The 25,380-nt window shown below is 43.5% G+C and carries 40 protein-coding genes, 2 tRNA genes and 1 pseudogene; 36 read left to right on the forward strand and 7 right to left on the reverse strand.

All coding sequences use genetic code 11. The features are described 5' to 3' along the window. Window positions 1–83: 83 nt before the first annotated feature. Window positions 84–157: transfer RNA gene (locus ACO03U_RS10770), tRNA-Asn, on the forward strand. Between the two features lie 275 nt (window positions 158–432). On the opposite strand, the gene ACO03U_RS10775 is transcribed toward ACO03U_RS10770, so the two are convergent. Both ACO03U_RS10775 and ACO03U_RS10780 read right to left on the reverse strand, forming a co-directional pair. Then, window positions 433–1,056: a flavin reductase family protein gene (locus tag ACO03U_RS10775; protein WP_204687464.1), complete on the reverse strand. Its 624-nt coding sequence runs from the start codon at window positions 1,054–1,056 to the stop codon at window positions 433–435. A gap of 125 nt (window positions 1,057–1,181) precedes the next feature. Continuing rightward, window positions 1,182–2,156 (reverse strand): ring-cleaving dioxygenase, encoded by a 975-nt coding sequence (locus tag ACO03U_RS10780; protein WP_204687462.1) that lies wholly within the window; start codon window positions 2,154–2,156, stop codon window positions 1,182–1,184. 210 nt (window positions 2,157–2,366) lie between these two features. Here ACO03U_RS10780 and ACO03U_RS10785 point away from each other — a divergent pair, with 210 nt between their 5' ends. After that, window positions 2,367–3,014, forward strand: a complete 648-nt coding sequence (locus ACO03U_RS10785) for an HAD hydrolase-like protein (RefSeq protein WP_204687460.1) — start codon at window positions 2,367–2,369, stop codon at window positions 3,012–3,014. A gap of 250 nt (window positions 3,015–3,264) precedes the next feature. Continuing rightward, window positions 3,265–3,337, forward strand: a tRNA-Thr gene (locus ACO03U_RS10790). 102 nt (window positions 3,338–3,439) lie between these two features. Here the strand turns inward: ACO03U_RS10790 and ACO03U_RS10795 are convergent. The 5 genes from ACO03U_RS10795 to ACO03U_RS10815 all read right to left on the reverse strand — a co-directional run bounded on the left by ACO03U_RS10795 (window position 3,440) and on the right by ACO03U_RS10815 (window position 7,436). Further along, entirely contained in the window at window positions 3,440–4,582 is a 1,143-nt protein-coding gene (locus ACO03U_RS10795) for a tyrosine-type recombinase/integrase (RefSeq protein WP_204687458.1), read from the reverse strand. 166 nt (window positions 4,583–4,748) lie between these two features. Next, window positions 4,749–5,345, reverse strand: a complete 597-nt coding sequence (locus ACO03U_RS10800) for a DUF5067 domain-containing protein (protein WP_423104756.1) — start codon at window positions 5,343–5,345, stop codon at window positions 4,749–4,751. Window positions 5,346–5,412: 67 nt separating this feature from the next. Continuing rightward, a complete protein-coding gene (locus ACO03U_RS10805) occupies window positions 5,413–5,874 on the reverse strand; it encodes an ImmA/IrrE family metallo-endopeptidase (RefSeq protein ID WP_204687456.1) in 462 nt (153 codons plus the stop codon). Between the two features lie 12 nt (window positions 5,875–5,886). Continuing rightward, the gene (locus ACO03U_RS10810) at window positions 5,887–7,104 is read right to left on the reverse strand and encodes a hypothetical protein (protein WP_204687454.1); all 1,218 of its coding nucleotides are present in this window, start codon (window positions 7,102–7,104) and stop codon (window positions 5,887–5,889) included. Window positions 7,105–7,112: 8 nt separating this feature from the next. Beyond that, window positions 7,113–7,436 (reverse strand): helix-turn-helix domain-containing protein, encoded by a 324-nt coding sequence (locus tag ACO03U_RS10815; RefSeq protein ID WP_204687452.1) that lies wholly within the window; start codon window positions 7,434–7,436, stop codon window positions 7,113–7,115. Between the two features lie 150 nt (window positions 7,437–7,586). On the opposite strand from ACO03U_RS10815, the gene ACO03U_RS10820 reads away from it, so the two are divergent. The 33 genes and pseudogenes from ACO03U_RS10820 (at window position 7,587) to ACO03U_RS10980 (ending at window position 25,376) form a co-directional block, all read left to right on the forward strand. Beyond that, window positions 7,587–7,811: a helix-turn-helix transcriptional regulator gene (locus ACO03U_RS10820; protein ID WP_204687450.1), complete on the forward strand. Its 225-nt coding sequence runs from the start codon at window positions 7,587–7,589 to the stop codon at window positions 7,809–7,811. Continuing rightward, window positions 7,808–7,960, forward strand: a complete 153-nt coding sequence (locus ACO03U_RS10825) for a hypothetical protein (RefSeq protein WP_204687448.1) — start codon at window positions 7,808–7,810, stop codon at window positions 7,958–7,960. Before ACO03U_RS10820 ends, ACO03U_RS10825 begins: the two co-directional genes overlap by 4 nt. A gap of 131 nt (window positions 7,961–8,091) precedes the next feature. Continuing rightward, a complete protein-coding gene (locus ACO03U_RS10830) occupies window positions 8,092–8,571 on the forward strand; it encodes a hypothetical protein (protein ID WP_204687446.1) in 480 nt (159 codons plus the stop codon). A 3-nt stretch (window positions 8,572–8,574) separates the two neighbouring features. After that, complete coding sequence (locus tag ACO03U_RS10835) at window positions 8,575–8,814, forward strand: helix-turn-helix domain-containing protein (protein WP_204687444.1); 240 nt, start codon at window positions 8,575–8,577, stop codon at window positions 8,812–8,814. After that, on the forward strand, window positions 8,811–8,990 hold the full coding sequence (locus ACO03U_RS10840; protein WP_204687442.1) for a hypothetical protein: 180 nt from the start codon (window positions 8,811–8,813) through the stop codon (window positions 8,988–8,990). Before ACO03U_RS10835 ends, ACO03U_RS10840 begins: the two co-directional genes overlap by 4 nt. Window positions 8,991–9,064: 74 nt before the next feature. After that, window positions 9,065–9,376, forward strand: coding sequence for a hypothetical protein (locus tag ACO03U_RS10845; RefSeq protein ID WP_204687440.1), 312 nt, complete (start codon window positions 9,065–9,067; stop codon window positions 9,374–9,376). Window positions 9,377–9,387: 11 nt separating this feature from the next. Further along, on the forward strand, window positions 9,388–10,293 hold the full coding sequence (locus ACO03U_RS10850) for a hypothetical protein (RefSeq protein WP_204687438.1): 906 nt from the start codon (window positions 9,388–9,390) through the stop codon (window positions 10,291–10,293). Then, on the forward strand, window positions 10,256–11,062 hold the full coding sequence (locus ACO03U_RS10855; protein WP_204687436.1) for a PD-(D/E)XK nuclease-like domain-containing protein: 807 nt from the start codon (window positions 10,256–10,258) through the stop codon (window positions 11,060–11,062). The genes ACO03U_RS10850 and ACO03U_RS10855 overlap by 38 nt, the downstream gene beginning before the upstream one ends. 21 nt (window positions 11,063–11,083) lie before the next feature. After that, window positions 11,084–12,037: a DnaD domain-containing protein gene (locus tag ACO03U_RS10860; RefSeq protein WP_204687434.1), complete on the forward strand. Its 954-nt coding sequence runs from the start codon at window positions 11,084–11,086 to the stop codon at window positions 12,035–12,037. Beyond that, window positions 12,038–12,439 (forward strand): RusA family crossover junction endodeoxyribonuclease, encoded by a 402-nt coding sequence (locus ACO03U_RS10865; protein ID WP_204687432.1) that lies wholly within the window; start codon window positions 12,038–12,040, stop codon window positions 12,437–12,439. A 10-nt stretch (window positions 12,440–12,449) separates the two neighbouring features. Next, the gene (locus ACO03U_RS10870; protein ID WP_204687430.1) at window positions 12,450–13,241 is read left to right on the forward strand and encodes a hypothetical protein; all 792 of its coding nucleotides are present in this window, start codon (window positions 12,450–12,452) and stop codon (window positions 13,239–13,241) included. Next, window positions 13,238–13,429: a hypothetical protein gene (locus tag ACO03U_RS10875; RefSeq protein ID WP_204687428.1), complete on the forward strand. Its 192-nt coding sequence runs from the start codon at window positions 13,238–13,240 to the stop codon at window positions 13,427–13,429. The genes ACO03U_RS10870 and ACO03U_RS10875 overlap by 4 nt, the downstream gene beginning before the upstream one ends. A gap of 2 nt (window positions 13,430–13,431) precedes the next feature. Further along, a complete protein-coding gene (locus ACO03U_RS10880; RefSeq protein WP_423104763.1) occupies window positions 13,432–13,668 on the forward strand; it encodes a hypothetical protein in 237 nt (78 codons plus the stop codon). A 12-nt stretch (window positions 13,669–13,680) separates the two neighbouring features. After that, window positions 13,681–14,241 carry a DUF1642 domain-containing protein gene (locus ACO03U_RS10885; protein ID WP_423104765.1) on the forward strand — a complete coding sequence of 187 codons (561 nt, stop codon included), beginning with the start codon at window positions 13,681–13,683 and terminating at the stop codon, window positions 14,239–14,241. After that, window positions 14,238–14,444, forward strand: a complete 207-nt coding sequence (locus ACO03U_RS10890) for a hypothetical protein (protein ID WP_204687426.1) — start codon at window positions 14,238–14,240, stop codon at window positions 14,442–14,444. The genes ACO03U_RS10885 and ACO03U_RS10890 overlap by 4 nt, the downstream gene beginning before the upstream one ends. Window positions 14,445–14,456: 12 nt before the next feature. After that, window positions 14,457–14,810, forward strand: coding sequence for a hypothetical protein (locus tag ACO03U_RS10895; RefSeq protein ID WP_204687424.1), 354 nt, complete (start codon window positions 14,457–14,459; stop codon window positions 14,808–14,810). Beyond that, complete coding sequence (locus ACO03U_RS10900; protein WP_204687422.1) at window positions 14,807–15,208, forward strand: YopX family protein; 402 nt, start codon at window positions 14,807–14,809, stop codon at window positions 15,206–15,208. The genes ACO03U_RS10895 and ACO03U_RS10900 overlap by 4 nt, the downstream gene beginning before the upstream one ends. A gap of 24 nt (window positions 15,209–15,232) precedes the next feature. Then, the gene (locus ACO03U_RS10905; protein ID WP_204687420.1) at window positions 15,233–15,478 is read left to right on the forward strand and encodes a hypothetical protein; all 246 of its coding nucleotides are present in this window, start codon (window positions 15,233–15,235) and stop codon (window positions 15,476–15,478) included. After that, window positions 15,475–15,672: a toxin PIN gene (locus tag ACO03U_RS10910; RefSeq protein ID WP_204687418.1), complete on the forward strand. Its 198-nt coding sequence runs from the start codon at window positions 15,475–15,477 to the stop codon at window positions 15,670–15,672. The genes ACO03U_RS10905 and ACO03U_RS10910 overlap by 4 nt, the downstream gene beginning before the upstream one ends. 77 nt (window positions 15,673–15,749) lie before the next feature. Further along, window positions 15,750–16,250: an ArpU family phage packaging/lysis transcriptional regulator gene (locus tag ACO03U_RS10915; protein ID WP_204687415.1), complete on the forward strand. Its 501-nt coding sequence runs from the start codon at window positions 15,750–15,752 to the stop codon at window positions 16,248–16,250. A gap of 464 nt (window positions 16,251–16,714) precedes the next feature. Further along, the gene (gene terS, locus ACO03U_RS10920; RefSeq protein ID WP_204687413.1) at window positions 16,715–17,467 is read left to right on the forward strand and encodes a phage terminase small subunit; all 753 of its coding nucleotides are present in this window, start codon (window positions 16,715–16,717) and stop codon (window positions 17,465–17,467) included. Beyond that, on the forward strand, window positions 17,460–18,791 hold the full coding sequence (locus tag ACO03U_RS10925) for a PBSX family phage terminase large subunit (protein ID WP_423104769.1): 1,332 nt from the start codon (window positions 17,460–17,462) through the stop codon (window positions 18,789–18,791). Before terS ends, ACO03U_RS10925 begins: the two co-directional genes overlap by 8 nt. Before the next feature lie 14 nt (window positions 18,792–18,805). Then, window positions 18,806–20,311 carry a phage portal protein gene (locus ACO03U_RS10930; protein ID WP_204687411.1) on the forward strand — a complete coding sequence of 502 codons (1,506 nt, stop codon included), beginning with the start codon at window positions 18,806–18,808 and terminating at the stop codon, window positions 20,309–20,311. Window positions 20,312–20,316: 5 nt separating this feature from the next. Beyond that, complete coding sequence (locus ACO03U_RS10935; protein WP_204687409.1) at window positions 20,317–21,462, forward strand: phage minor capsid protein; 1,146 nt, start codon at window positions 20,317–20,319, stop codon at window positions 21,460–21,462. A 12-nt stretch (window positions 21,463–21,474) separates the two neighbouring features. Continuing rightward, on the forward strand, window positions 21,475–21,705 hold the full coding sequence (locus tag ACO03U_RS10940; protein ID WP_204687407.1) for a hypothetical protein: 231 nt from the start codon (window positions 21,475–21,477) through the stop codon (window positions 21,703–21,705). Between the two features lie 167 nt (window positions 21,706–21,872). Continuing rightward, window positions 21,873–22,430, forward strand: coding sequence for a phage scaffolding protein (locus ACO03U_RS10945; protein WP_204687405.1), 558 nt, complete (start codon window positions 21,873–21,875; stop codon window positions 22,428–22,430). A gap of 2 nt (window positions 22,431–22,432) precedes the next feature. Further along, complete coding sequence (locus tag ACO03U_RS10950; protein ID WP_204687403.1) at window positions 22,433–23,302, forward strand: capsid protein; 870 nt, start codon at window positions 22,433–22,435, stop codon at window positions 23,300–23,302. Between the two features lie 25 nt (window positions 23,303–23,327). Then, window positions 23,328–23,468: pseudogene (locus tag ACO03U_RS10955) on the forward strand (HeH/LEM domain-containing protein); the annotation flags it as partial. 76 nt (window positions 23,469–23,544) lie between these two features. Next, on the forward strand, window positions 23,545–23,835 hold the full coding sequence (locus tag ACO03U_RS10960) for a head-tail connector protein (RefSeq protein ID WP_204687399.1): 291 nt from the start codon (window positions 23,545–23,547) through the stop codon (window positions 23,833–23,835). Continuing rightward, complete coding sequence (locus tag ACO03U_RS10965; protein ID WP_204687397.1) at window positions 23,835–24,173, forward strand: putative minor capsid protein; 339 nt, start codon at window positions 23,835–23,837, stop codon at window positions 24,171–24,173. Before ACO03U_RS10960 ends, ACO03U_RS10965 begins: the two co-directional genes overlap by 1 nt. Further along, window positions 24,170–24,511 (forward strand): minor capsid protein, encoded by a 342-nt coding sequence (locus ACO03U_RS10970; protein WP_423104773.1) that lies wholly within the window; start codon window positions 24,170–24,172, stop codon window positions 24,509–24,511. The genes ACO03U_RS10965 and ACO03U_RS10970 overlap by 4 nt, the downstream gene beginning before the upstream one ends. After that, complete coding sequence (locus ACO03U_RS10975) at window positions 24,511–24,900, forward strand: minor capsid protein (protein WP_204687395.1); 390 nt, start codon at window positions 24,511–24,513, stop codon at window positions 24,898–24,900. The genes ACO03U_RS10970 and ACO03U_RS10975 overlap by 1 nt, the downstream gene beginning before the upstream one ends. 11 nt (window positions 24,901–24,911) lie before the next feature. Beyond that, window positions 24,912–25,376 (forward strand): phage tail tube protein, encoded by a 465-nt coding sequence (locus ACO03U_RS10980; RefSeq protein ID WP_204687393.1) that lies wholly within the window; start codon window positions 24,912–24,914, stop codon window positions 25,374–25,376. Window positions 25,377–25,380: the final 4 nt, after the last annotated feature.

Genomic DNA, 25,380 nt, shown 5'->3' on the forward strand with positions numbered 1-25,380 from the left:
CACAGAAGTTAAGCTTCTTAGCGCCGATTGTAGTGCCGGGTTTCTCGGTGTGAGAGTAGGACGTCGCCACGCTGTTTAAAGATTCCGGCATAGCTCAGTTGGTAGTAGCGCATGACTGTTAATCATGATGTCGTAGGTTCGAGTCCTACTGCCGGAGTTTTAGAGATAGCAGCCACTCTGCTATCTCTTTTTTTGCGTTCTATTAAAACAGGTGGTCCTTACTGAGCGAGTATTCATCAGTAGGGACCACCTGCTTCGTAAATAAAGGGAATATAAAATATAAGTTTCAAACTGGCTAAATTGTGTATCTTTAGAACTAGAGGGATGGTCAAGCAAATCCTATGCCGCTAAATTTACCTTTTCCCGAGAGGCTTGCTACTTTTCAGAGGAGGCACGAGAAGTAAGTCCATTCTGAATTTAGTTGATAGCAAATCACAGTGGCCGATTTAAACTCTCAACCTTTCCTAAGTGACCATAATCGTTTCCCGCTAGCCGACTGATAGGAGCTAGTGTCTCATTTAAGAGATACTCTTTTTCACGATCAAAAACCTCATCGGCAAAGTAAAAATCCGTAACGCGTAGATAAAAAATATCGGTCATGGGGTTTCCGGAATCATCTGTTAAAAGTTGGTGTTGGTGGTGAGTGACATGGAGCCGGATTTTGGCATCCACTAAGGCGGGAAGCTTTGGAATCCCACTAGGAGCAGTCGCTAGCCCAAGTTGATCCAGCTCGCTGGTTGTCGCAGGTAAGCTTGCGGCGGTTTGATTCATGGCGACAAGCAAGTCTTCTGAGACTACCTGGATTATGGATTGGGGGCTGTTTAAAAGATTCTGGGCCGTGTCTTTCGGATGGCCATCAGGTTTACGATTGATGGAGACCATGACTAAAGGGACGCGACTGCTGAGAATGGTAAAATAACTGAAAGGAGCCAGATTTACCACCTGGATTTCAGGATTATAAGTGGTTATCCAAGCAATCGGTCGCGGAACGATTGCGCCGGTAAGAAATTTGTAAAGCTGTCTTTGATTCAATTGTTTTGCGGCGTAGTGATACATCGATACGAGGGCTCCTTTGAAGAACGATAAATGATGATTTCATGGTGTTTAATAATAACAATGAGAAACAACTGAGGGGGTGGCTGTTAGTTAAATGGTGAACCACCGATCAGTTGCTTCAGAAATTATTGACGTTTTTGGTTGGCATCTGAGGTATCTAGCTCAATCACGTATTCCTCAATCGCTGCTCGTCTGTCCTCCAAAAAAGGCGGCAATGATAGGATTTCACCAGCTGTTTCATAAGGTTCATCTTGGAAGAAACCTGGACCATCTGTTGCTAGTTCAAAGAGAACATTGGGAGCGGCTCTGAAATACTCGGAAGCAAAATAAAAACGTTCAACAAAGCCGGAGTTTGGCAGGGCCAATTGATTGATACGCTTAATCCACCACTCCAAGGCAGCTTTATCTGCCACCCGTAAGGCTAAATGATGGATATTTCCGAAGCCTTCTTGCGCGTCGGGGGCGTCTTCGTCGTGAATCACGATGAGGGAGGCCCCGTTGCCTCCTGCGGCGACTTCATATAGGGACATATTTGCAGCAGTCGCACTTTTCACAAAACCTAAGCCGGCGACTAAAACTTGATCGAGCTGTTGAGTGTCACGAACGGTGATGAAGACAGGCCCCAAGCCGATGATGGCCATATCAGATGGAACATTGCTGTTTTTCCATGGAGTACCCGCTGCAACGCCGGTGTTATTTTCATCTGAGATCAGTTGATAGGATTGCTGATCAAAGTCTTCAAACGTCAGATATTTTTTACCGAAACGTTCCCCAATTTGGCCATGAGCAACTTCATGGGCATCAAAACGTTCCGCCCACCATTTTAAAGCCGCATCTGAAGGGACCCGAAAGGAGGTGCGGGAGATGCTGTTGGTTCCCTTAGTACCTTTGGGAATCATTGGAAAATCAAAGAAAGTCATGTCTGTCCCAGCAGTCCCTAGATCGTCGGTAAAGTATAAATGATAAGTTTCGATATCGTCTTGGTTGACGGTTTTTTTGATGAGACGCAAGCCGAGAAGATCAGTGAAAAAGCGATAAATTTTCCGGGCATTACTGGTCATCGCGGTGACGTGATGTATGCCTCTGATTTGTGTATCCATCTTGTTTCCTCCTAAGTTTTTTGTTATCTGATTGTTTTAGACATTGCGTAGGTTAGTTTTTTTATTTTATCTTACTAAAAGTAAGTATAAAGAGTTTTCGCGGCGAGGGCAAATAATCTGTCTTTCGGTAGTGAATTCAGGCTATAATAGAGAAAACCCTTGATGGGAGTATAGGTATCACTAGCAAGCGATCAGTGAAGGAGTTTTGAGATGAAAAGCGTATTTTTTGATTTGGATGGAACGATTGTGGACTCTTCGGAAGGGATTTATGCTTCTGTACAGTACGCCATGACCAAGCTGGGACGTCCATCATTGGCGGAAAAAGTGTTGCGCAGTTTTATTGGCCCACCTTTGAAGGACTCTTTTATTAAACTGGGAATGACGGAGGCGGAAGCAAAACAAGGGGTGGCTTTTTACCGAGAAAACTATCGGCAGGGGGCTGTGTTGCAAGTACAGGTCTATGATGGAATGTCAGAATTGTTGCAGCAGTTGGCAGCCAATCCGCAAGTGAAGGTGTACTTAGCCACTTCCAAACCAGAAGAATTTGCAAAACAAATTTTGAGCCATTTTCAGCTGGCAGCTTATTTTGATGGCATTTATGGTGCGGATATGGAGGGACACCGGGTAGCAAAAGCTGACGTCTTGGCTTATGCTTTGGCAAATGCTGGTAGTGTGGATCGTAAGCAAGCTTGGATGATTGGCGATCGGCAACACGATATGGTGGGTGCTTTGGAGAATCAAGTGACGCCAGTGGGGGTTCTTTGGGGCTTTGGCGACCAGGAAGAACTGCTTTCAGCTGGTGCGAGTGGGCTTGTCGAACAACCTTCTGAGTTGCGACAGCTTTTGGGAATAGCTTAGTCACGTATTGGCGACAAAACGAAAGGGGGCTGGCTGCCAAGCCTTCATTCCGTCGTCATGGGAAAGGCTCTTTTTTGACTTTTAGGCTTAAAAAAGAGCCAATCCTTTCCAACAAAGGTAGCCATTTTTCCGGGAAATTTACGAAATCATTTTTTTGCGGATTTTGTAAAATTTTCCTGGCAAAAGTGTTGACTTAGGCTGCGGGATACCTTATAATTTCATTTGTGCTTGTCATTAGAATAACAAACACGCCGCTTTAGCTCAGTTGGTAGAGCGCATCCATGGTAAGGATGAGGTCAACGGTTCAAGCCCGTTAAGTGGCTTAATTGAAATAGGAAAGAGCCTTTATATAACAAGGTTCCTTCCTATTTTTTTGTGCTTTAGCCACAAATCTGCCACAAAAAACCTAATTTTAGTCTTTTTGATCAAATAATATCTTTAATCGTATCCATCACTTTGCCCTTATTTTTTTCTCTATTTTCTTGTGTGTTGGATGCGTACTCGTAGGACTGACTAACTGACTTGTGTCCGATTTGTGAGATCATGTAGACAGGGTCGGCCTCAGCTAAAATCATCGCATCAATTTTTGCGTGACGGAAGGAGTGAGTAGATATGCGAGGGACCCCAGCGAGATTGCAGGTTTCTTTAATGTACTTATTAACAGCCGTGTTGCTAATCGGCCATCCGTCCTTAGTATTTACAAAAATAAGATTTCTAGGATTTTTTAGTTTGCCAGATATCATTTCTTGAGCTTGAGCCCGTTTATGCATGCGAAGTTGCGAAAACAAGATAGGAGGGGCATCAACATCTCTTACACCGGCTTCTGACTTTGGAGGGCCGAAGCGTTTTAAGCCACCGTCGTATTTAAACGATTTATTAATGCTGATTATTTCGCTTTCTGGATGTAAGTCATCCCAAGTGAGAGCTGCGACTTCGCCATAGCGAGGTCCTACATAGATATGGACTAGGACTAAAAACTTACTTGTGGTATCTTCGCGCTGCAACAGAGTTTTTGTAAACTGCACAAGATCACCATGGCTAACGGTTCGTGCAGATTTATGCTCAGGCTTGTTTCCTTTGATTGTTGCCTTTCGCGTGGGGTTCATGGAGATGTAAGTCATGTCCATCGCCTCAAGGAACATGGATTTAGCAATATTGTGGCGATTGGAAACTGTCTCTTTTGATAATCCTTTTTCAGTTGCGCCGCCGGGCTTAGCTAACCAATTAATCCACTTTTGATATTTAATCTTATCTACACCTTTTAACGTTTGTTTTTTCCCAAAAAACTCCTCTAAATTCTTCCTGACAAGCGCAATCTTTTCCATTCTGCCTAATGATACATTTCCTTCTTTATAAGTGCTCACCCAAGTGTCAAAAAAATCTAGCAAACGAATATCTTTTACAACACGTCCTTGATTGACATTTGCCAAAAATGCGACGTTCGCTTCGTTAACTTCTTTTTTTGTGGATCCCGTAAATTTCTTTTCTCGCCACTCGTTCGTGATAGGGTCTCGGTATCTAGTTCGCAATTGCCATTTTCCTTTTGCTAACATTTTTGGTTCAGCCACGTTGCATCTTCCTTTCTGATTTTTGGCTTGAAAATAAGATAAACAGCAAAAATTGTGCTGAAATCAAGCTTCTTTTCGTAGATTAGTTGATTTTAAAGGTTTAAATACGAATGTATGTTCGTTTTTGAGTTAAAAAGAAAAGGCCGAAGCCTGATCTTTTTGTTGGTTATTTAGGAATTTCAATATCTTCTGTAGCAATAGGTCCATCAAAGCTAAACATTGTATCAGTAAATGTAAATGTTACAGGTTTGTTTTCGTCGGCAAAATTATAGGTATATGCTGCAGAAATCGTGGCTCCTGGATTAATATCTTTGTTGAGCATGTCTGCTTTATCTTGATGCGGATCCTCAGACATTATAGCCATATCCAAATCTTCTGTTGTCGCTCCTGTATTTTGGCTAACACTAACAAAACTCATGTATTGCATTTGAACATTTTGTGGTTCATCTGTATTGTTTGTTAAATCAAAAAATACGTAAAACATCGGTTTACCTTCAAAATCTACACTGCGTTCGAAACCAGTAATTTTCAAAACTCCGTCAGGAGCAGTTAATGTACGATCTTTGTAAGTAGCTTTACTTTCTTCACTCTTATCGCTACTAGCCACGGTACTTTCTTCTGTGCTTTCTACAGCTTTTGATGTACTTTCTTCAGTCTTAGCTGATGAACTAGCCGAGCCAGAACTACCAGTTTCGCTTCCCCCGCAAGCTGATAAGCCGAAAGCCATCGCTAACGCCAGTCCCAATCCTACAATCTTTTTCATCTGTTTCCCTCCAAACGTTTAATGTGCTCCCACTTAATGGCAGGTAGTCTGTCGCCAAGTATCTTATCTAAAACGGTTGAAGCATACTTATTGTTCCGTTAGGCCTAAAAAACATAACGTAGCCGCCATATGTAAGACCTCTCGGAAACTTTCTGGAGTATTCAGCAATTGCTGTTCTTAATACTTCCTCAGTGACCTCGAGATGCGCCGCACACTCCCAAAGCGCATCTAATCCTTCTTTATGGATTTCTATAAAGTCCTCAGGTTTGATAAGCATAGTGGCAGCAAACCGTCTAGCTTTAGCTTCTTGTTTTCTTGCTTCTTGTTTTTTCAAATCCGTGATATCACCAGAGCTAGTCAAGTAGTGGGAAATCTCCTCAGCTACCGTGCAAGTTAGTTCCTCAGAACGCTGGTCAGGATTAAGATAGACGACTTGATCTATTATCAATCCTTTTTGAACTTCAGGCATTAGAGGCTCAAACTTGTATTCTAGTTCTGGGTATTGTGACATTAAGCCTTCTGCGTCCATCGTTTGTGCACCTCATTCCGTCAAGCTGATAATCGATTTATTTATTTTATCGTAATCAATAGGCATGACTCCCGTCGAAGTGAAGTACCACATATCATTGTTTTTTGAAATTGAATCAGGTAGCATAGCCAGGCCAAGCAAAGCTTTCTGTTTATTAAAAGCAGGACACTTGCTAAACAGAATTGATTTGTAGTCTATTTTCTCTTTTATAGCTTTCTTATCGATAATCCAATTTCCCTTTCTGTCAAATTCTCCAAATGACCACCACGGTGTTTGAGAAGGGGTAATCATCCGCCTGTGACATCCGAATGGATTAGTTGTGTAGTTGGAAGCACCGTAACAAAAATAAGGGTCATGAAATTTTAACTTATCACCATAACAAATACTTATTTTCCCTAATGATTTTGAATCAATTAGTTCACCATCAACAAAAACAAACGTACTTTTCCAAGAACCAACAATTTTATATAAAGCTTGAAAATCAAGAAAATGCTCTGACAAGAAAAACGCTTGATAAATAGGGTTACCGGATTCATCTTGATCAGTAATAAATCTATCTGAGTTTTCAGCTAGATAGATGGCCTTAACAAAATTCTTTGATGTTGATTTGCCAAAGCTAACAGATACAGTCCACTGATTATAAACATCTTTTTCAACGGTAGACTTGCTTGCCGATAGCTGTAAATTGTCGTCTTCGTGATTAGCCAAATGCAGATGTTTGTTTTGTACATCTAATAAGTTCGAAGGAGTGAGCACCCCAACAATAGTATTAATCTGTTTTAGATGGCTGCTATTTAATTTGTTTTTATATTCGTACAATGACTCTTTGAATTTTTCGATATTATTAACCTTTGACTTTTCAGTAGTTAGATTTTCAACTTTGTCTGAAAGTTTTTCGCCCATTCGACGAATGAGTTTTGAAATGTAAGCATCTTTGTTTCGGCTATAGTCATCAAAAAGATCAAATACATAATCATCTTGAGTACTAATGTATCCCTTATATTTTTCTGTTGTATTTATAATTTCAGACAATTCATCAACTAACATGTTATAGCGCTCAAAGAAAACAGAAGGAGTGGTAGTTTTATTTATAAGCCGGATACAGTCTTTAATCCTCGGATCTTTTTGTTCAAGAATAAATTTTACAGCCACCAACTCTTCGTATGTTGGTTTTTTGGGTTTACTACTTTTATTAGGTGTAGCTTTTTTTAAAAAATCAAAAAGGCCCATCGTATCACCTACTTTCCGCTATGATCCCGTTGCTTAATGAAATCAATAAAGTTCTTAACCTCATCCAGTTGCTCCTCTGTCAGATTGTCGTCCAAATGAGCAGCAACTAGGGTAGGGGATTTTTCTTTGTCGTCAGTTCGGCCAAGGAGGTAGTCAGTCGAGACGTTGAAGAAGTCAGCCAGGTTGCGTAGACTTTCGTCTTTGAGTCCGCGCTTTCCAGTTTCCCACATACCGATAGTGCTGGTGGCCACGTTTAGTTCTTTTGCAAGCTGCGGTTGTGACATTCCGCGCTTTTCTCTAAGTCGAGCTATGCGTTCGCCTACAGATTCCATGAGACCACTCCTTTAATGTGATTGTACTATCACATCTGGTGATTATAAAGCTAAAAAAAAAGAAAATCACAAAATGCGACAATTAGGTGTTGACTATCACGAAAGGTGATGATATATTATAATCACAGAACGTGACAAGGAGGTGCGAAAATGAATGAACTAAAAAAATGGAGAGCGATTAACGGGCTTACACAAGAAGAAGCTGCTGACAAGCTAGGAATTTCATATTCTCTAGTAGCTAAGCTTGAGCAAGGAAACAGATTACCTTCCGTAACTACAGCAAAAATGATTGCTGATAAGATGGGCGTTCATTGGACTATTTTTTTTGATGATGAAATCACGAAACGTGATAAAAGAAAGGAGGTAGCAAAATGACCCGACAAGAAAAGGTCCAACTAATACTCGATGCACGTCCTCGCTTGGTGCATATCATCAAATGCGCTAACGACGATCAACTGGATAGGTTGGTCGAGGAAATCCAAAAAGAACTAGAGCGCGAACTCAATGAAGCGGCTTTCGCTTAGCTTCATTCTCGCAAAGGAAGCTGTTGAAAACTAGATTACACACTAAGAAAGGATGTGGAGACATGAGAGCACAATCAACGTCCAAAGTGATGAATGCTCCTATTAATGACTTTTTAAGTCGAACAGGAATCATGAAAAAGGACATCGCAAAAGAGATGTTTGTCACTGGGCAGACAATCACCGATTGGACCAGAGAAAGCCATCCTAAGCCGGTTACGGCAGAAAATGCGGTAAGACTAGCGGAAGTCACTAACGACAGTACGTTGGCTCAGACAATCGGGTATTTCTATCTTGGGCTACCTAGACCGCTAGATGGTGACTATAAGCTAGACCTTAGCTATCTTGATGACCTTCGAGAGCTAGAAGAGGACGAGCGAGACGAGATGCAACGGAATAGAAAACTTAGGCGTGTCTTGTGCAAGCAAGGAGAGTTCGATGCTGTTTCTTATGATTTGGTATTAGAGCTAGCTAGAGAACAAGCGGAGGCGTGCATCGTTAATCAGCAGTATCTATTCGCTTTATGCGAGCGGCTTAATATATCGGTCATGGATTTGATGGATATGTATATGGATCGCTGGAAGGCGGAAGGATATTTTGGGAAGGAGCTGTAGTCAATGGCAAAGCGTAATAGCCTAGCATTTCGATTATCACGAAATCTTTATATTTTGATGGGACAAGAAAGACCTTTGAAAAACAAGGAATTAGCTGAAATGAGCGGTGTTTCAGTAGGCACGATTAGCAAAATCAAAAACGGTTGGCATGGTGACTTCGTAGTAGACACGGACACGATAGAAAAGCTGGCAAATGCTTTAAACGTAGATGCTGTAGACCTATTAAAGGAGGCGCAGTTATGAAATATGTACTAAGAATAGCAGCAGTCACTTGGCTGATGATTGACATCATCACTTGGTTTTTAAGCATCGAGTGGGCGATCACAATCGCAGTACCAATAGGATTATTACTAATGACACTAAAAGACGATGTCGAGGTCGAGAGCGCACAAAAAAGACCCATCCGCCGGCAAGCTTGATGGGTCAACGTCGTAGGTTGTTCAGCTGAAATAAGCTGAACTCATTATAACACATCGAAAAGGAGATGTTAAACATGAGTTTTAGTCAAGATTTAGATAAATATCTCACTACACCAAATTGGGGGCTTCCAGCATCAGTTTTCGAGGAAGACGAAGAAGATTTCGATGTTTATGAGCCGACGGTGGACTGGATGGGAAATATGATCCAGCCGGAAGATGAGATTTTCGAGATAAGCTTTTACGAGTATAAAGATGGCAAGCGTTGGAAAGAGTACCGCATCGCTACAGCTAAGAGTTTCGCTGAAATAAAAGACGATCTCGCTTGGTTTGAGGTGGAATACCTCGGGACCGGCGAACATTACTTGGAAAGCATGAAATTGAATTAGGAGGAGAAAACATGAGTAATCAATTGGCTAATGAGTTTGGCATTCAAGAAGCTCAAAATCACAATCCGGGCGTTGTAGCTAGTAGCGAATCTAGCAAAGAAATGGAGCGGGTTAAAGGGCAGATTTTTATGGCTAAGCAGTATCCCCGCAATCAATTTCAAGCGATGAATCGCATTATCGATTCAATGAAACGCCCTACCGCCGCCAAACAAGCCGCATATTCCTACCCACGAGGTGGAATGCAAATCACAGGTCCGTCTATCCGTTTGGCAGAGATAGTAGCTCAAAACTGGGGCAACATGACTTATGGAGTGCGTGAGCTTGAACAGTTTCCCGGTGAATCTTTGGCGCAGGCCTATGCGTGGGACCTTGAAACAAACGTTTTTGTAGAAAAAACCTTTAAGGTTTCTCATACCAGAAAAAAAGGAAATGGCGTCCAAAAATTAACTGATCCACGAGATATTTATGAATTGGTTGCTAATTACGGCGCTAGAAGGTTAAGAGCGGCAATTATGGAAGTAGTACCCGCTGATATTTTCGAAAAAGCATTAGAGGAAGCGGATAAAACGTTAAACAACCAGAATAGCGAACCTTTGCAAGATAGACTAGCCAAGATACTTAAACTTTTTGATGGATATAACGTCTCCCAAGAAATGTTGGAAGAACGTTTCGGACGCAAATACGAATCCTTTACAGAAAGAAACGTAATCGATCTAGGCAATATCTTTAATAGCTTAAAAGATGGTGTTGGCAAAGTAGAAGATTTCTTCAACGTATCAAACAAACCCGAAAAAGAGAAAAAAACCGATATAGAAAAGGAATTTGACAAAAAGCAAGGCCAAAAACTTGCTGGCGGGGTCACGGTAAAAGCAAAGGCAGATGAAGACGATGAAACTGGACAACAAGAATTACTATAGCAACGAAGCTGACTGGCAGTTTATGTCAGTCAGCCAGTTTAAAAACTTCATGGACTGTGAAGCTGCTGCTTTAGCAGAGCTGAAAGGCGAATGGGAACTGATTAGGGACGAGAAGCCCCTTCTTATTGGCAATTACGTCCATTCCTACTTTGAATCACCAAAAGCCCACGAGGCCTTTATTGTAGATAACCGGTCCAAAATGTTTAGCAGTCGTAAACCATACGGGCTTTTGAAGGATTACAAAATTGCTGACCGTATGATTGACCGCCTAAAATCAGATGATTTCTTTAACTTTGTTTATCAAGGCGAGAAAGAAGCGATTGTAGAAGGGGAGCTGTTCGGCGCTGAATGGAAGGGAAAAATTGATTGCTTGAATGTAGAGAAAGGATATTTCGTTGATCTAAAAACATCCAAAAATTTATATCAGCGCATTTACTCCCTTCGGTATGGTCACACCGTCTCTTTTGTAGAAGCATACGGCTACATTTTGCAGATGGCCGTGTATAAAATTTTGCTAGAAAAGCAATACAAGAAAGAGTTCACGCCCTATATTTTCGCTGTGAGCAAGGAAGAAATTCCGGACATAGCAGCAATTGAAATTCACCCATCACGATATGATTTCGAGATTTACACCGTGGAGGAATTATTGCCGCATATCTTAGCAGTAAAAAGGGGCGAAAAGCCACCGCATTCTTGCGGGAAATGCGCCTATTGCAGACAAAACAAGCGGCTAAGTAGTTTTATCGAAGTCGCAGATTTGCTGGGTTAAAGGAGGAGTTGAAGGAAGACAATGGCGATATATAGGCAGATACACACCACATTTTGGAAAGATCGTCGTGTTGGTGAGTGGGATAAAGACCAGAAGCTTTTCTATCTTTACTTGTTGACCAACGACTATACGACCCAATGCGGCGTTTACGAGTTTAATCGACGGTATGCCGAATTTGAGCTCGGCATGAACCGAGAGCAAGTCGACAGTCATATCAAGTTCCTCGTTAGCGAAGGCCGGATCGTCTTTAATGAAAAGCCGGAAGAGTTGATGATTGTGAACTGGCTGAAATACAATTCAGCACGATCTCCCAAAGTGGCTGCCGTAATTGATAAAGAACTACGGGAGATCAAGACACTTGAATTTGAATCAGAAGTCATCAAGAAGTGTCAACTTTTAGAATACCCTATCAAAACTGCAAAACCTAAAAAAGATAGTATATCGATAGGGTATGGATACGGTATCGATACGATATCGCAACCAGCACAGCATCAGCATATAACCAACACAGAACCAGCAACAGCATCAGCAGAGCAAGGTGTGCCCGTGGCACAACCTGAGCCTGCGGCAGCCACTGCTGACCTGAACCCCTATTTGCTTTACCAGCAATCTTTCGGGGTAATGAATCCAGTAGCGTCCGAGGACATCGAACATTGGGTAAACGATCTAGGGGTTGAAGTGGTCTGCGAGGCGATGAAGCGTGCAGCTTTCGAGCAGAAGAGCTATCGCTACGCACAAGGAATCATGAAATCTTGGGCTAAGCGCAACATCACGAGCATGGAGGAAGTTGCAGCGGATGATGTACGCCACGAAAACAATAAACACCAACAGAAACCGCAATCCAACTACGGCAAACCATACAAAACGGAAACAGTCCCCGACTGGAACGCATTAGCACCGACAGAATCGGCTGACCCAGCGTTAGAAGCCGAGTTAGACCGTAAGATGGCGGAATTTTTGAAGGATGATGAGTAAATGCGCTACGTGCTAAACATCGAACCAAAACCACAGTCTCGCCCACGATTTGGCAACGGGCGAGCATACGAAAAAAGGGATATGACGGCTTGGAAACAGCGGGCGGGCTATCTCTTGAAAAGCCAGAGGCCAGACATCATCGAGAAGGGCGCTATTGCCTTTCTAGTGACGTTCTATATCCGTCCGCCTAAGAGCGTTAGCAGCGTCAAGAAAATGGCACAGCCTTTGAAAAACGAGGCTATCTACGTTGAGAAGAGACCCGACCTTGATAATTATTTGAAGGCCATTTGGGACTGTTCCAACGGCTTGCTTTTTAAAGATGATGGACAGATAGCGGTTACGAGCGCGCAGAAGCTGTACTCGTTGAACCCGCGGATTGAGATTGAAATTTTTGAGTTGTGAGGTGCAGAAGTTGAGAAAGGAAAAAACACCAGAACAAAAAACAGCTTGGCGCATGATACTCGAATTAACCGGTGACGGCTTTCTTAGCGATCCCGAACGGATTGATAAAGCTAGAAAGTGCGCTGGAATCGTCGAAGGCGTGCGCATACCAACGCTTGAAGAAGAAAACAAAGGTGTTGAGTATACACCAGAAGTGATCGCTGGGATTCGTGAAGATTACGCCGAAAATATTGGCATGACAACGATCGCGAATAAATGGAAAGTGGCGCTTAATCATGTCCGAATGCTTGTTGCTGATCCCGAGCTTGAAGAACGCCGGAACGAAAAGAAGGCCGGCGCTGCGTTAAGCAAATGGACGGACGAGCAGATTGAGGAGCTCAAGAAAGCGTACGTGGAAGGAGCAGTCATGAAAGCGCTGTTGCCAGATTACGGAATGAGCAGGTACACGTTTGCCGAACACGTAAAGACGGATGAGTTGCTTAGACAGAGAAAAGCTCACAAGAAGAGTCTTGAGAAACGTGGACGCGTTGAGATTGTGGAACGTCGAAAAAACGGTGAGAAACTTGAAAGTCTATACGCTGATTTCGGACAAGCGCTTGTTTATAAAGTCCTACGAGAGGCACGCCAGAATGATCGTCAAATCATCAAACTGAAAGTTACGGACCTTGAAACAGGTGCTGAGCGTTACTACCGGTCCATTAAACAGGCGGCACGATGTATGGCCTTTCCGGAACATGAATTAAGACGGATGGTTGTTGTCGGCGAGTCGCCAGAAGGTTGTCTGATGGAGGTAATCAAATGAGCAAAGTAGAATACGCCGTTTACCAAGGCGACGAACTATTAGCGATAGGAACAGCAGACGAGTGCGCGAAGTTGCTGAACATCTCGCCAGACAGCGTGCGATTTATGTCGTACAAAGCGCATAGACAGCGTGTAGAAAACAGCAAGCATCCAGAACGTGGAAGAATTGCGATTAAATTGGAGGACTGACGATGCAACTAAAAGTAAAACGACTAACAGATACGGCAGTGTTGCCGGTTAAGGCACATCAATCTGATGCGGGATTTGATATCTGTGCGGATGAGGATATCACTATTCACGCAGGCGAGACGGTCACGGTGTCCACAGGACTGTCTATCGCTATCCCAGAAGGGTACTACGGACGATTGAAGGGAAGAAGTGGACTGACGGTACCAGTAATTTACGATATTGCAAGAAGATTAGTTTGAGGAGGACCAAAAATGAACAAGCGAGAAGCGATCTTACTTTTAGAGAAGAAGCGCGATAAAGCAATCGGTGACATGAGCTTTTTCGGCGAAGGAAGCAGAAAAGGTTTGATGAATGAAATCCGAGTGAATACTTATGATATTGCCATTAACACACTGGAGCAGATTGACGAACCGCAAACCGAGAAGGTGGAAGTACCTGATTTTGTGGCAGAGTGGTTAAAAACTAATAAGTATTCGACCGACATATATGACCTGTTTCAAGCTGTAGAATATGCCACCGATTCGGATGGGTTTATTCCGGAAAATTGGAAATGGTGCGGAGAGTTTTATGATTGGGTGAGCCAAGAGTCTGATACTCTTTATATTTTGTCTGATGCTATTAGATACGGCTACACCGTCAAGCCTAAGCGGTGGGTTGTCAGTCACGAAGCAGGAAAATTCTTTGAAAAATTCACTGGCAACGGAACTAGTCGAGCGTGGGTTGTCTGGAAGAATCAAGCTTATATATTCACCGACCGTGCCAAAGCCGAGGCAGTCGCCGTCTTGATAGAGGGGAGTGTGGAGGAGGTATGACCGATAAAGCAGATTACGTCATTTGCTCCAAGCCAAGCTACATCTCCCTTGATTGTCCGACGTGCGATGAACACATTGAAATAGACTGGGATAAGCTTGCTAGCGCATTCGGTGAAGGCGAACTTTATTACGGAAATTGTGGAGCAATTATGTGCCAGAACTGTGGGCACGATATCGAGTTAGGCGATGTGGAATATGATTGAGGAGGTAGCGGAATGAGAATAACAGCAAATTCTTTTATGCCTGTGGAAGCGAAAATTATTATTGACGGAAAATCCTATACTGGCGAGGAATTTAATAGGTTAGTTGAAGCGTTACGCGCTCCCTCTCTCACCGACGATCAGCAGGAAGTGTTGGAGTCTCTTAAGCATTATTATAGCAAGTCAAACTACTATGATATTAGAGCAGGCAAAGAGCCGATGCAGGCGGTTGACCGAATGCTGATGGAGGCGGAATCTGACACTACTGGATTGAGTGATGTCTATTATCGCTTAACAGAAAAGCAACAATTCCAAGTCCTCGCTGCGTTTGCGGAATGGGGAATTTTGACAGAGGAGGGCGAAGGATGATACCGAAGTTTAGAGCGTGGGATAAAGAAGAAAACCTTTGGATTAAGATTGCATCTTTGGGTTTTGATGAAGAAGGGGAAATGTGGTATTTAAGTCCGGTTATGGACGATTTTAATCCTGTTTATTATGAAAATGAACTTGGTAAAACGTGGGAAATAATGCAATCCACCGGCCTGCAAGACAAGAATGGCGTGGATATTTTTGAGGGGGATATTGTATTAGCTAATGGAGTACAAGTAACTGTCTCGTTTGGCGAACAAAAATACGAAGAAAATTATGGCGACGAAACTTACTATATTGGTTTTAATGTTTTTACCAAAATGGGCTACGGGATGCTCATACCTGTTAAATATGAAGTCTTGGGCAACATCCACGAAAACCCCGAACTGTTAAGCTAGGGAATCGAGTGAGGGAGGAAGAAAATGAAATACACAGTAGCGTTATCCCAAGCGGATATCCAAAGCATTATAAATGGCCGAGAAGTCAATGCCGTTTTGCCGAATGGACAAAAGTTGGTTATCCGTCAAAGCTATGTATTAGATGCAACAGTGCCGTTGTTAAACGACGAGTACAATGTGCAGAGCAAGACCGCAGAACGGAATAGGGACATAGCCAGAGATTATTTAAGAGATATGCTGAAGGATAGTTATCAAGGAGGAGCAAAATGAACAACCGACACAGACGCGTGGCCAAGCTAAAAGCACAGGAAGAAAAACGGTTGAAAGCTAAAGTGATCGCTGCGTATGAATTGGCAAGTGCAATTATTGACGGACTTGCTAAAGGAGTAACAGTTGTGTGGGACGCTGTTGCAGATATAGTTGACAGTATTTCTCGCGGAATCGATGAAGCGCTGCACAAATAAAAAAAGCACCAGACCATCAGCCCGGCGCCGTAATGTTATCTAGACAATGACATTATAACACAAAAGGGGTGGCGGGATTGATGGTCTTAGTGCCAAAAATTGATGAGGTAACTACTCGCGAAAATGTTAGGGAACTACTAAAAAAATATTGGACAATGAAACGCATGTCTAGTTTTGAATTTAGCGATTCTTATTACGATACGACTGGCGCGATCACCTATTCTGATATGCCGAAATCCCAGTCAAATCGAAATAATGAGGAATATCGCATTATTAAAATCTATGGTGGTGTAACCAAGGATCGTATGGGTAATCATAAACGAGTGAAAGAAATCAATCGTGTGATTGAAAGTCTACCGAATAAATACGCTACTATTCTTCGGTTGAGCTATTGCGAGAAAGAAAAACATTCTATTAACGAAATCGCTGCAAAATTAAAAGGGTATCGAGTGAATGAACTCGGCGTTAGGGAAGAGTTTTTTTACAGTACAAAGAATATCGAAAAGTTGAAATCCGAAGCATTGATTTTCTTTGCTGAAGCTTATGGCGAAGGGCAATTATTAGCTTATGAAAAATAGGGATAAGATAGGGATAAACTAGGCTAATTAGCGGTTTTCTCTAGGTAAAATAGTATTATGAAATTAGTATATAACCCGGCCAGGCAAAGACTCAACTAAAACTATTGCTCACACTTTAGCCTTCGGCCGGCTAATATAACGAGGGACGTCTGATTAGGCTACTCACACTATTCTAACTACAGAACGGAGGGAGCTCCCTCCTCATCGTTCCTCACAAAAATCAGATAGCGGCGACCGAAAACCAAACAGAATGGAGCTGAAAAAGTTAACTCCTTATTTCGTTTCATTTGTCAAGAAAGTCGGTCGTCGCTGTACATAGCAACCGCCACTCCTCCTTTTGAAACTAGCTGGGACTGGTAAATCGTCATGCGGTAATTCGGCGGTTGCATGTTTTAGATCGCTTCGGCGGTCTTTTTTAGTACATAAATTTACAAAACAAACACAGTTAGCGAGGTGGTGAAAATGTGGCACGAAAACGAAATCCAATGCGGGACGAGGCCTATCGAATCTGGATAGAATCCAACAAGGAAAAGCCTTTAAAGGAAATTGCTGACGAGTTAGGAGTGTCCGCTTCAACCATCCGTAAATGGAAGTCAGAGGATAAATGGGATAGTGAAACGAAACGGAGCGCTCCGAATGAAAAAGAGCGTTACGATTCGATGAAGGGAAATCAGAACGCAAAAGGCAATTCTGGCGGTGCTCCTCCTTTTGGGAATAAGAACGCTGTTAGTCATGGGCTTTTTGCTAACTGGTTGCCAGAAGAAACGAAAGATATCATTACAGAGCTTTACACATCGGACCCAGCTGATATTCTTTGGAATAATATCATGATTCAGTATACAGCCATTATCCGTTCGCAGAAAATCATGAATGTACAAGATGAATATGATACAACCTCCGACTATACCAGCGTTAGCTTTAGCCTTGAATATGCTGATAAAGATGGCAAGCCTTTGAAGATTTCAGAAAGTCGCCAATATCAGTACGCTTGGGATAAGCAGGCGAACTTCCTGAACGCACAATCAAGGGCGATGCTCGCTTTGACTAATATGCTTAAACAGTTTGTTAGCATCGCTGCAGAAAACGACGAAAGACGTAAGAAAATCGAACTGATGACGGCTCAAATTAAGAAGCTGCGTTCCACTACACCTGATGATGGAGATGGAGCTGACGGTCCTATCATTGTGATTGACCCATGGAGTGATCGCGATGGCTAAAATGCAATCATCTAAAACGATGGACGTAACGAAAAACGTCAATCCTCACTTTAAAGAGGTCTGGAAAGCAAGTAAGCCATACAATATCTTAAAAGGCGGACGTAACTCGTTTAAATCTTCGGTTATCGCATTACTGCTGGTGTCACTGCTGATTCCATATCTCAACCGCAAAAGCAGAGCTAACGTCGTTATCATTCGTAAAGTCGGGAATACCATTCGGGATTCAGTCTTTAACAAGATTCAGTGGGCACTCAAAAAGTTCCACCTCATGGACCAGTTCGACACAACAGTATCACCGTTTAAGATTACGCATCGAAAGACTGGCTCAACGTTTTATTTCTACGGACAAGACGACTTTCAAAAGCTAAAGTCCAACGATATTAATGACATCATCGCTGTTTGGTATGAAGAGGCCGCCGAGTTCAAAAACGCAGAAGAGTTTGACCAATCAAACACCACGTTCATGCGACAAGTACATCCTGATGCTGACTTCGTGCGTTTCTTCTGGTCCTATAACCCGCCTCGCAACCCTTACTCATGGATTAACAAGTGGGCAGAAGATAAGAAGAAGGACCCATCCTATTTGGTCCATGAATCAAGCTATCTAAACGACGTGCTGGGATTCGTTACTGACCAGATGCTAACGCTGATAAATCGGATTAAAGAAAACGATTTTGATTACTACCGCTATTTATATCTGGGTGAGCCGGTTGGCCTTGGAACCAACATCTACAACGCCGAACTCCTTCAACCACTTGAGGGCATTGACAAGTTGCAACAAGGCGAGCGGATAACAGGTCTGCACTACACGATAGATAGCGGGCACCAAGTATCAGCTACCACCGTTTTGTGCGTGGGCTATACAAACAAACGGAACGTTATCTTGCTTGATACCTATTACTACAGCCCGGCCGGCAAGACGGTCAAGAAAGCGCCTAGTGAGCTTTCTAAGGAGCTGAATGCATTTATCAAGGGAACATCAGGGAAGTGGCGTGTGCCTATCCAAATACGCCTGATTGATAGCGCAGAAGGTGCGCTAAGGAACCAATACTATCTGGACTTCCAGATTAATCTCCAAACGGTTAACAAGAAAAAGAAAGTAATCATGATTGACTTTGTGCAGGACTTATTAGCACAGGGTCGTTTTTATTATCTCAACACCAGCGCCAATGAGGTGTTTGTAGACGAACACAGGCGCTACCAGTGGGACGAGAAAACACTCAATAGCGATGACCCTAAAGTGATTAAAATTGATGATCACACGGTAGATGCGTTTATGTATCTAGTATTGACCATGGCGGCACAATGGGGGCTTAAGGTCTAGGAGGTGAGGAATAGTTGAACATCATTGACAGAATCAAGAATATCTTTAGAAAGGGGGCGGTCACCATCGGCGTGAAACAGAATCTATCAAGTGTGTTAGATCATCCGAAAATTGCTGGCGATAGTAAAGAGTATGCGCGTATCAAGGATAGCCTGGCGCGCTATGAAGGCGTTTATCCGGCTATCAAATACAAGAACAGCAACGGCAAGGAAGTGCAGCGCAAGCCCGGCACCATTAACATGATGAAGAAAGTCGCGAACAAGTATGCGACCGTCGTCTTTAACGAGCAGTGTGAGATAACGGTTGGTAACAAAACAGATACGGAGCTTAGCGGCTTTATCAATGATGTATTTGAGCATAACGACTTCAAGAAAAACTTTTCGAAGTATCTTGAGCCGATGTTTGCTATTGGTGGTTTGGCTTGCCGTCCGTATTATGATGCAGCACAAAACCAGATTGAGTTTAGCTGGGCGTTGCCAGATGCGTTTTACCCGTTGCATTCAAATACTAATAATATTAGTGAGTGTGCGCTGACCTTTCGGACGACCAAGACGGTTGGCGACAAGAACATCTACTACACGCTGATTGAGTTTCACGAGTGGCAGAACGGGCGCTATATCATTACTAACGAGTTATATCGTTCAGAGCAGTCGAACATCGTTGGCATTCTAGTACCGCTATCGGAAGTTTACGAGGACTTACAACCTGAAACGATCATCGACGGGTTGACTCGTCCATTATTCGCGTACCTCAAGCCGTCTGGGTTTAACAACATCAATCCATACTCTAATCTGGGTCTTGGTGTCTGCGACAACTGTAAGGACACGCTAGACCGCATCAACCGCACGTTTGATCAGTACGATCAAGAAATCACGAAAGGTAAGCGCCGAGTTTTGGTTAGCGAGCATTTGCTGAACAGCCAAATGGACGAACAAGGCAACATCAAGCTATTTTTTGATGATACCGAAGATGTCTTCCAAAAGATTCCAAGTGGCGGGTTGGATGATTACACCATCAAAGATTTAACGTCAGAAATCCGCTCAACAGCATACATCGAGACGATTAACCACCACTTCAAGACGCTTGAGATGGAGACGGGTCTTTCTGCTGGCACGTTTTATTTCGATGGTCGCAGCACAAAGACCGCTACCGAGATCGTGGCGGAAAATACACAGACGTATCAAAGCCGGTCTATGCAGATAACGGAAGTCGAGAAGTTTATCAAAGAGCTGGTCGTTTCTGTCTGTGAGCTTGGCAACGCGCTTGGTGTATACAAAGGCGCGATTCCTAAGTTCAGTGATATTGGTGTGGATTTTAGAGACGGTGCGTTCCAGTCAACTGACGAGAAAATCACTTACTATCAAAAGCTAATTGCAATGGGCTATCCGACTTCCAAGGCGCTAGAAGAGATTCTAGAACTACCAGAAGGTCAGGGACAAGCGTTATTGTCTGAAGGCTTGAGGGAGTCAGGGGCTAGAATGTCCGGCATGATTCCAGACTTGCCAACGGAAGCGGAGTGATCTAGATGGCGAAGCAATCGCAGCAAGATATCAAATCCGCTTATCTAGTGGACCTATACCAGCATTTAGAAGATGAAATCATCAAGCTGATTGTGAAACGTCTGAACACAAAAGACCTCGAAAACCTTCAATCTGACGAGGTGTTGAACTGGTATTTTCAAAAGCTGAATGAGTTAGGCTCACTTGACTGGGACACAGTTCAAAAGCTCGTGAGTCAGACGTCTAAGCTATCCAAGAAACAGCTCGCCTCGTTGATTAAAGAGGACGGCTATCAGATAGCAAGCGATGAAAATAGGAGACTCGCAAACCTGATGAACCGCGCTGAAAAGCCTTGGTCTGATTTAGATCAGATACTCAATCAATTATTTGATAGTACGTGGCTTGATATTGAGAACTATGTTAATCAAACCTTACTATCAACTAACTTCGAAGATAACGGCGTAGCTAAAGCCTACACGGATATCCTTAATAAAACCCTCGCCCGTGTCACAACGGGGCTAGAAACGCCACAGAACGCTTTTAAACGAGCGGTTAAGGAATTAGTCCAGAGCGGTATTAAAACCGGTTTAAAGGACAAAGGTGGGCACGATTGGAGCTTGGAGCGGTACGTTCGCATGGTAGTTGATAGCACCAATCATCACGTTAACAATGATTTGAGACTGTCCCGCATGGCGGAATACGATTGCTACACGGCTTATATGAGTACCAAAGCGGCGGCTCGTGAAGCATGTGCGCCTATACAAGGGCACGTTGTTTTGATGTTTCCAGTCAATCAGGTGCCGGCCGAGCTAAGGTATCTACCTTCTGTTTTTGACTATGGATGGCGAGAGCCGTCTGGCTGTGGTGGGATTAACTGCCACCATCGCTGGACGCCTTGCTTGCCGGATATGGATATAAGCCAATATCCTAAGCCGCCAAGCGAGAAAGAGGCTATCAAGAATGCAGAGCTAGTTGCCAAACAACGACGCCTAGAAACTTCTATCCGCCAAGCCAAGAAGATGCTTAGGTCCACGGAGCTAGTCGGGACCGAGGAGGAAGTGGATCATTTTAGACAACTAATCCGTAAACGGCAAGCATCGCTTAGACAATACATCAGTGACAACGATACGCTACTACATCGAGATTACAGTCGGGAGCAGGTCTATTCTTAAGGAGGAATCGTTATGGAAAACCAAGGAAAACCGAGTAACGAAAATGCTTTTGTGGAGTTTTTTAAAGGTCTGGACGAGAACTATCAGCGGTATTGCATCGAAGAGATCAAGCGGAAGATTAAGAAACCGCCGGACGAATGGGAAACTGAGGAAGTCTATGGAGCCAACGGCGAGTTAGTAGCTGTACATCGGAGACCAATCGTTAATGGTCAGGCGGGAGTGTGGTCCGAAGTATCTCCCTAGCCGGGGTTAAGGTAGTTTAAACCCATCGAATTCGACGGGTTTGGAAATAATTGTGGATAAGTCCTAGCGATAGGGCTTTTTGTTTTACCTAGACCTGCTCGGAAGTCTCTAAAAGACGGCTCATAGTGGTAGTTGCCACTCAAAAAAATCTTAGGAGGACGCAACAAATGAAAAAAGAAGATTTAATCGCTCTTGGAGTTGAAGAGGAGACAGCTAAGTCAATCATGGCATTGCATGGCAAGACCGTAACCCAACTAAATGCACAGGTAGCTACCTTAGAAGGCGAACGGGACACAGCTAAGCAACAGTTGGAATCCAATCAAACCGAGCTGGACACGCTGAAAGAATCAGCAAAAGGCAATGAAGCCTTAACCACTCAACTTGCGGAATTACAAGCCAAGTTTGATGATGCAAAAACCAACTCTGAAACAACGATTGCAGACCTTAAAAAGCAATCTGCAATCGAACTAGCAGTAACACAAGCAGGGGCACGCAATATCACAGCCGTTAAGGCGCTTTTAGATGCTGACAAGTTAACTGTGTCCGATAAAGGCGTGGAAGGCTTAGAGGAGCAATTAAAGGCGGTTCAAGAGGCTAATGATTACTTGTTTCAGCAAACAGCAGAACCTAACAAGCCAACGATTTTCGCTGGTGGAAGTCCTAAAGGTGGTTCTGACGAAGGTAAAAGCATTGTACAAAAAATTCAAGAAAGATTAGGTGAATAAATATGGCAGTAGTATTAGACAGTAAAGACCTAGCAACATTAGACAAAGAGTTTCGAGCGGATTCGCAAGTTTGGGACGTATTGACCCAAGGCGCGAAAAGCATTACCTCTGCAGACTTTGTCGGCGCTAACGAAGTGCGCATTAACAAAATGTCTGGTTTCATGGAAGCGACAGCATACAAACGTAACCAAGACAACGCACGGAGCGCTATTTCCATCGAAAAAGAAACAGTGAAACTCACTCATGAAGACTGGTTTGGCTACGACGTCGACCAATTAGACCGAAGCGAAAACGCAGCGTTGACAATCAGCAATGTGGTGACGGAACACAAACGCTTGATCACTGTGCCACATCGTGACAAAGTCGCTGTCCAAGTGTTGTTTGATAATGCTGGTAACAAAGTGACTGAAACGTTGACAGAAGACACTATTTTGGCGGCGTATGATGCAGCCGAAGAATACATGACTGATAACGAAGTGCCTGGCGGTTATGTAATGTTCGTTTCTGCTGCAACTTATCGTCTGTTGAAAAATGCAAAAGGTGTTACTAAATCCTTCAGCACCAACCAACAAGCTATCAACGGTATTAACCGTACTGTGGCTCAAATCGACGGTGGTGTGCCAATCATCAAAGTGGCGAAAAATCGTTTCGCTGGTATCAATATCGAAGACACCATCAACTTCATCATCACACCATTAACAGCAGTAGCGCCAATTGTTAAATTTGGTACTGTGGACACTGTTCCTGCGTCTTCCGACCGGTCTGGTTACCGCGATACCATTAAAGGTTTGGACTACTACGATGCGATTGTATTTGACAACGCTAAGAAAGCTATCTACGTTTCTTATGTCGCTGCGGAAGTGACACCCTAAAACCGCCCTAACAACAGCTTTAGGGCGTCCTACAGCTAAGAACACAGTGGCAGAGATTAAGGCGTATCTTGATAGCATTGGCGTAGATTATCCGTCCAACGCAATTAAGGCAGACCTTCTGGCACTGGTAGAAAGCGGTGATAAAGATGGCGTATCTAACGCATGAAGAATACACAGCGCTTGGCTATGAGAGTGTTGACAAAGCAGAGTTCGAGAGTTTGGTTGAAAAAGCCAGTGACTTCATGGACCTGCAGACACGAAACTTTTACCAAATTAACCCAATTGATGAAGACCCAAGCGACTTTCGCCGGACGAAGTTCAAGAAGTCGGTAGCGCTTCAGATTGATTACATGCATCAAGTCGGCGCTACTACAGCGTCAGAAATGAGTAGTCCGCAGTCTTGGTCAGTAGACGGCATGAGCGTGTCTACGGGCGGTTCTAGTGCTGATGGTAATGCTAGTACGTCTATCATCTCGGAAGATGCTATCTGGGCGTTATCTGGCACAGGCTTGCTGTATAGGGGGTTAGGCTAATGGCTTATTATCCGTTACCGCCTAAGCGAGCCTTCTGCCATACCATCAGTTATTCGGTAAAGACGGGCGAGGACGATTGGGGAAAGCCAATCACCGAGACCGTCGAGATCGAACACTGTTGGTTTAATCGTGCGACACAATTCACGCGGTCTGGCAACAACAGCTCTGAGACGGCGCCTAATGCATCAATCACCATGACCAACCGCTATTCTGGCAAGATTCCGGCTTTTAAGGTAGAGGATACGGTGACTTTTGACGGTGAGGACTACACCATCGTGATGTCTAAGCCTTTAATCATCAACGGCCAAGAAATCGGCTGGCGACTGGAGGTTAAATGATGGCAGGCATATCAGTCAAAATTGACCTTTCCGGCGTTAAAAAGAAGATATCCCAGCAAGCGTTTGATCGTGGGCAGTTTTACATGGCAAACAAGATGCTGTCGGATATGAATGAGAACTTTGTACCAGAAAAAGACGGGAATCTCCGTCAATCAGGACAAGTAGCATCTGATGGCAAGCAATTAGTATGGAACTCGGTCTATGCACGACGCCACTATTATGCGCCGGGCAACTGGACATACACGACACCGGGAACAGGCCCACGTTGGGACGAGAAGGCCAAGGGAGTATTTATGAGTACATGGCTTGAAACATTTGTGAAAGGGGCGGGTTTCTGATGGATTTAATCGAACGTTTAAAAGATAGCGTGAATACCATTGACGGATTGCCCGTCCGATGTTTGCTCGGATATCTCAAACCCGATGAGTCATTCGTAGTCTATCCTCTTCCGGGGTCTAAGGTTGTACGCCGGTATTACGACGGCATCAAAGACCAAGTATTAAACTTTGAGTTTGCGATGAAATCCAAAGACCAACAGAAAATACACCAGACTTTGTGGGCTACACAAAGTTTTTTAGAAGAGTTAGAGGAGCTGTCCAGTAAGGATGGCTCTTTTGATTTTGACGGGATAACCGTTACAAACAAGCCGTTTATCACAAATTTGGATGATACTGGCTATTACATTTTTAATCTTGATGTAGCTATCGAAGTTACATCCTACAATTAGGAGGCTGAAAAATGGCACGTAAAAAGAATGCGCTACGCCAACACTATATCGCACCGTTTACTGACGAAGCGACCAAACCAACGGAAGAACAATATCTGCGTCTTGCTAAATGGGTCACAGATATCAACGATGACTCCGAAGAAAATACCGACACTGCGGGTGATTATGCGGGCGATGGTAGCGAAGAAGAAATCTTGTTGGGGCGCTCTGAAAAATGGACATTTGAAGGGACATATGATCCCGAAGACCCAGCTCACAAACTAATCCACAGCATGAAACGGACACAGTCTGACGAAGAACGTTTGCTGTGGCATAAAATTATCGAAGAAAACGGCGACACGGTAGAAGGCATCGCTAAAGCACTAGAAATCAAATCTGGTGGTGGTACAGCTACTGAATACGGCGTGCTGTCTGGACGTTTAGACTTTGTCAAAACGCCAACTATAACGCCAGCCGGAACAGGTTCCGGAGAATAACTAA

Origin of the sequence: Enterococcus diestrammenae (assembly GCF_049384045.1) — a bacterium.
GTDB classification, from domain to species: Bacteria; Bacillota; Bacilli; order Lactobacillales; family Enterococcaceae; genus Enterococcus_C; species Enterococcus_C diestrammenae.

What these genes read in the sequence shown, in the direction of transcription:
- ACO03U_RS10820 (WP_204687450.1), top strand. Translation starts at nt 7,587, where the DNA reads ATGAATGAACTAAAAAAATGGAGAGCGATTAACGGGCTTACACAAGAA.
- ACO03U_RS10970 (WP_423104773.1), top strand. Translation starts at nt 24,170, where the DNA reads ATGATGGCAGGCATATCAGTCAAAATTGACCTTTCCGGCGTTAAAAAG.
- ACO03U_RS10880 (WP_423104763.1), top strand. Translation starts at nt 13,432, where the DNA reads ATGCAACTAAAAGTAAAACGACTAACAGATACGGCAGTGTTGCCGGTT.
- ACO03U_RS10840 (WP_204687442.1), top strand. Translation starts at nt 8,811, where the DNA reads ATGAAATATGTACTAAGAATAGCAGCAGTCACTTGGCTGATGATTGAC.
- ACO03U_RS10830 (WP_204687446.1), top strand. Translation starts at nt 8,092, where the DNA reads ATGAAAAAGGACATCGCAAAAGAGATGTTTGTCACTGGGCAGACAATC.
- ACO03U_RS10810 (WP_204687454.1), bottom strand. Translation starts at nt 7,104, where the DNA reads ATGGGCCTTTTTGATTTTTTAAAAAAAGCTACACCTAATAAAAGTAGT.
- ACO03U_RS10805 (WP_204687456.1), bottom strand. Translation starts at nt 5,874, where the DNA reads ATGGACGCAGAAGGCTTAATGTCACAATACCCAGAACTAGAATACAAG.
- ACO03U_RS10900 (WP_204687422.1), top strand. Translation starts at nt 14,807, where the DNA reads ATGATACCGAAGTTTAGAGCGTGGGATAAAGAAGAAAACCTTTGGATT.
- ACO03U_RS10775 (WP_204687464.1), bottom strand. Translation starts at nt 1,056, where the DNA reads ATGTATCACTACGCCGCAAAACAATTGAATCAAAGACAGCTTTACAAA.
- ACO03U_RS10975 (WP_204687395.1), top strand. Translation starts at nt 24,511, where the DNA reads ATGGATTTAATCGAACGTTTAAAAGATAGCGTGAATACCATTGACGGA.
- ACO03U_RS10950 (WP_204687403.1), top strand. Translation starts at nt 22,433, where the DNA reads ATGGCAGTAGTATTAGACAGTAAAGACCTAGCAACATTAGACAAAGAG.
- ACO03U_RS10875 (WP_204687428.1), top strand. Translation starts at nt 13,238, where the DNA reads ATGAGCAAAGTAGAATACGCCGTTTACCAAGGCGACGAACTATTAGCG.
- ACO03U_RS10785 (WP_204687460.1), top strand. Translation starts at nt 2,367, where the DNA reads ATGAAAAGCGTATTTTTTGATTTGGATGGAACGATTGTGGACTCTTCG.
- ACO03U_RS10905 (WP_204687420.1), top strand. Translation starts at nt 15,233, where the DNA reads ATGAAATACACAGTAGCGTTATCCCAAGCGGATATCCAAAGCATTATA.
- ACO03U_RS10845 (WP_204687440.1), top strand. Translation starts at nt 9,065, where the DNA reads ATGAGTTTTAGTCAAGATTTAGATAAATATCTCACTACACCAAATTGG.
- ACO03U_RS10965 (WP_204687397.1), top strand. Translation starts at nt 23,835, where the DNA reads ATGGCTTATTATCCGTTACCGCCTAAGCGAGCCTTCTGCCATACCATC.
- ACO03U_RS10910 (WP_204687418.1), top strand. Translation starts at nt 15,475, where the DNA reads ATGAACAACCGACACAGACGCGTGGCCAAGCTAAAAGCACAGGAAGAA.
- ACO03U_RS10890 (WP_204687426.1), top strand. Translation starts at nt 14,238, where the DNA reads ATGACCGATAAAGCAGATTACGTCATTTGCTCCAAGCCAAGCTACATC.
- ACO03U_RS10815 (WP_204687452.1), bottom strand. Translation starts at nt 7,436, where the DNA reads ATGGAATCTGTAGGCGAACGCATAGCTCGACTTAGAGAAAAGCGCGGA.
- ACO03U_RS10850 (WP_204687438.1), top strand. Translation starts at nt 9,388, where the DNA reads ATGAGTAATCAATTGGCTAATGAGTTTGGCATTCAAGAAGCTCAAAAT.
- ACO03U_RS10825 (WP_204687448.1), top strand. Translation starts at nt 7,808, where the DNA reads ATGACCCGACAAGAAAAGGTCCAACTAATACTCGATGCACGTCCTCGC.
- ACO03U_RS10925 (WP_423104769.1), top strand. Translation starts at nt 17,460, where the DNA reads ATGGCTAAAATGCAATCATCTAAAACGATGGACGTAACGAAAAACGTC.
- ACO03U_RS10885 (WP_423104765.1), top strand. Translation starts at nt 13,681, where the DNA reads ATGAACAAGCGAGAAGCGATCTTACTTTTAGAGAAGAAGCGCGATAAA.
- ACO03U_RS10980 (WP_204687393.1), top strand. Translation starts at nt 24,912, where the DNA reads ATGGCACGTAAAAAGAATGCGCTACGCCAACACTATATCGCACCGTTT.
- ACO03U_RS10865 (WP_204687432.1), top strand. Translation starts at nt 12,038, where the DNA reads ATGCGCTACGTGCTAAACATCGAACCAAAACCACAGTCTCGCCCACGA.
- ACO03U_RS10945 (WP_204687405.1), top strand. Translation starts at nt 21,873, where the DNA reads ATGAAAAAAGAAGATTTAATCGCTCTTGGAGTTGAAGAGGAGACAGCT.
- ACO03U_RS10835 (WP_204687444.1), top strand. Translation starts at nt 8,575, where the DNA reads ATGGCAAAGCGTAATAGCCTAGCATTTCGATTATCACGAAATCTTTAT.
- ACO03U_RS10940 (WP_204687407.1), top strand. Translation starts at nt 21,475, where the DNA reads ATGGAAAACCAAGGAAAACCGAGTAACGAAAATGCTTTTGTGGAGTTT.
- ACO03U_RS10895 (WP_204687424.1), top strand. Translation starts at nt 14,457, where the DNA reads ATGAGAATAACAGCAAATTCTTTTATGCCTGTGGAAGCGAAAATTATT.
- ACO03U_RS10800 (WP_423104756.1), bottom strand. Translation starts at nt 5,345, where the DNA reads ATGAAAAAGATTGTAGGATTGGGACTGGCGTTAGCGATGGCTTTCGGC.
- ACO03U_RS10960 (WP_204687399.1), top strand. Translation starts at nt 23,545, where the DNA reads ATGGACCTGCAGACACGAAACTTTTACCAAATTAACCCAATTGATGAA.
- ACO03U_RS10860 (WP_204687434.1), top strand. Translation starts at nt 11,084, where the DNA reads ATGGCGATATATAGGCAGATACACACCACATTTTGGAAAGATCGTCGT.
- ACO03U_RS10935 (WP_204687409.1), top strand. Translation starts at nt 20,317, where the DNA reads ATGGCGAAGCAATCGCAGCAAGATATCAAATCCGCTTATCTAGTGGAC.
- ACO03U_RS10780 (WP_204687462.1), bottom strand. Translation starts at nt 2,156, where the DNA reads ATGGATACACAAATCAGAGGCATACATCACGTCACCGCGATGACCAGT.
- ACO03U_RS10855 (WP_204687436.1), top strand. Translation starts at nt 10,256, where the DNA reads ATGAAGACGATGAAACTGGACAACAAGAATTACTATAGCAACGAAGCT.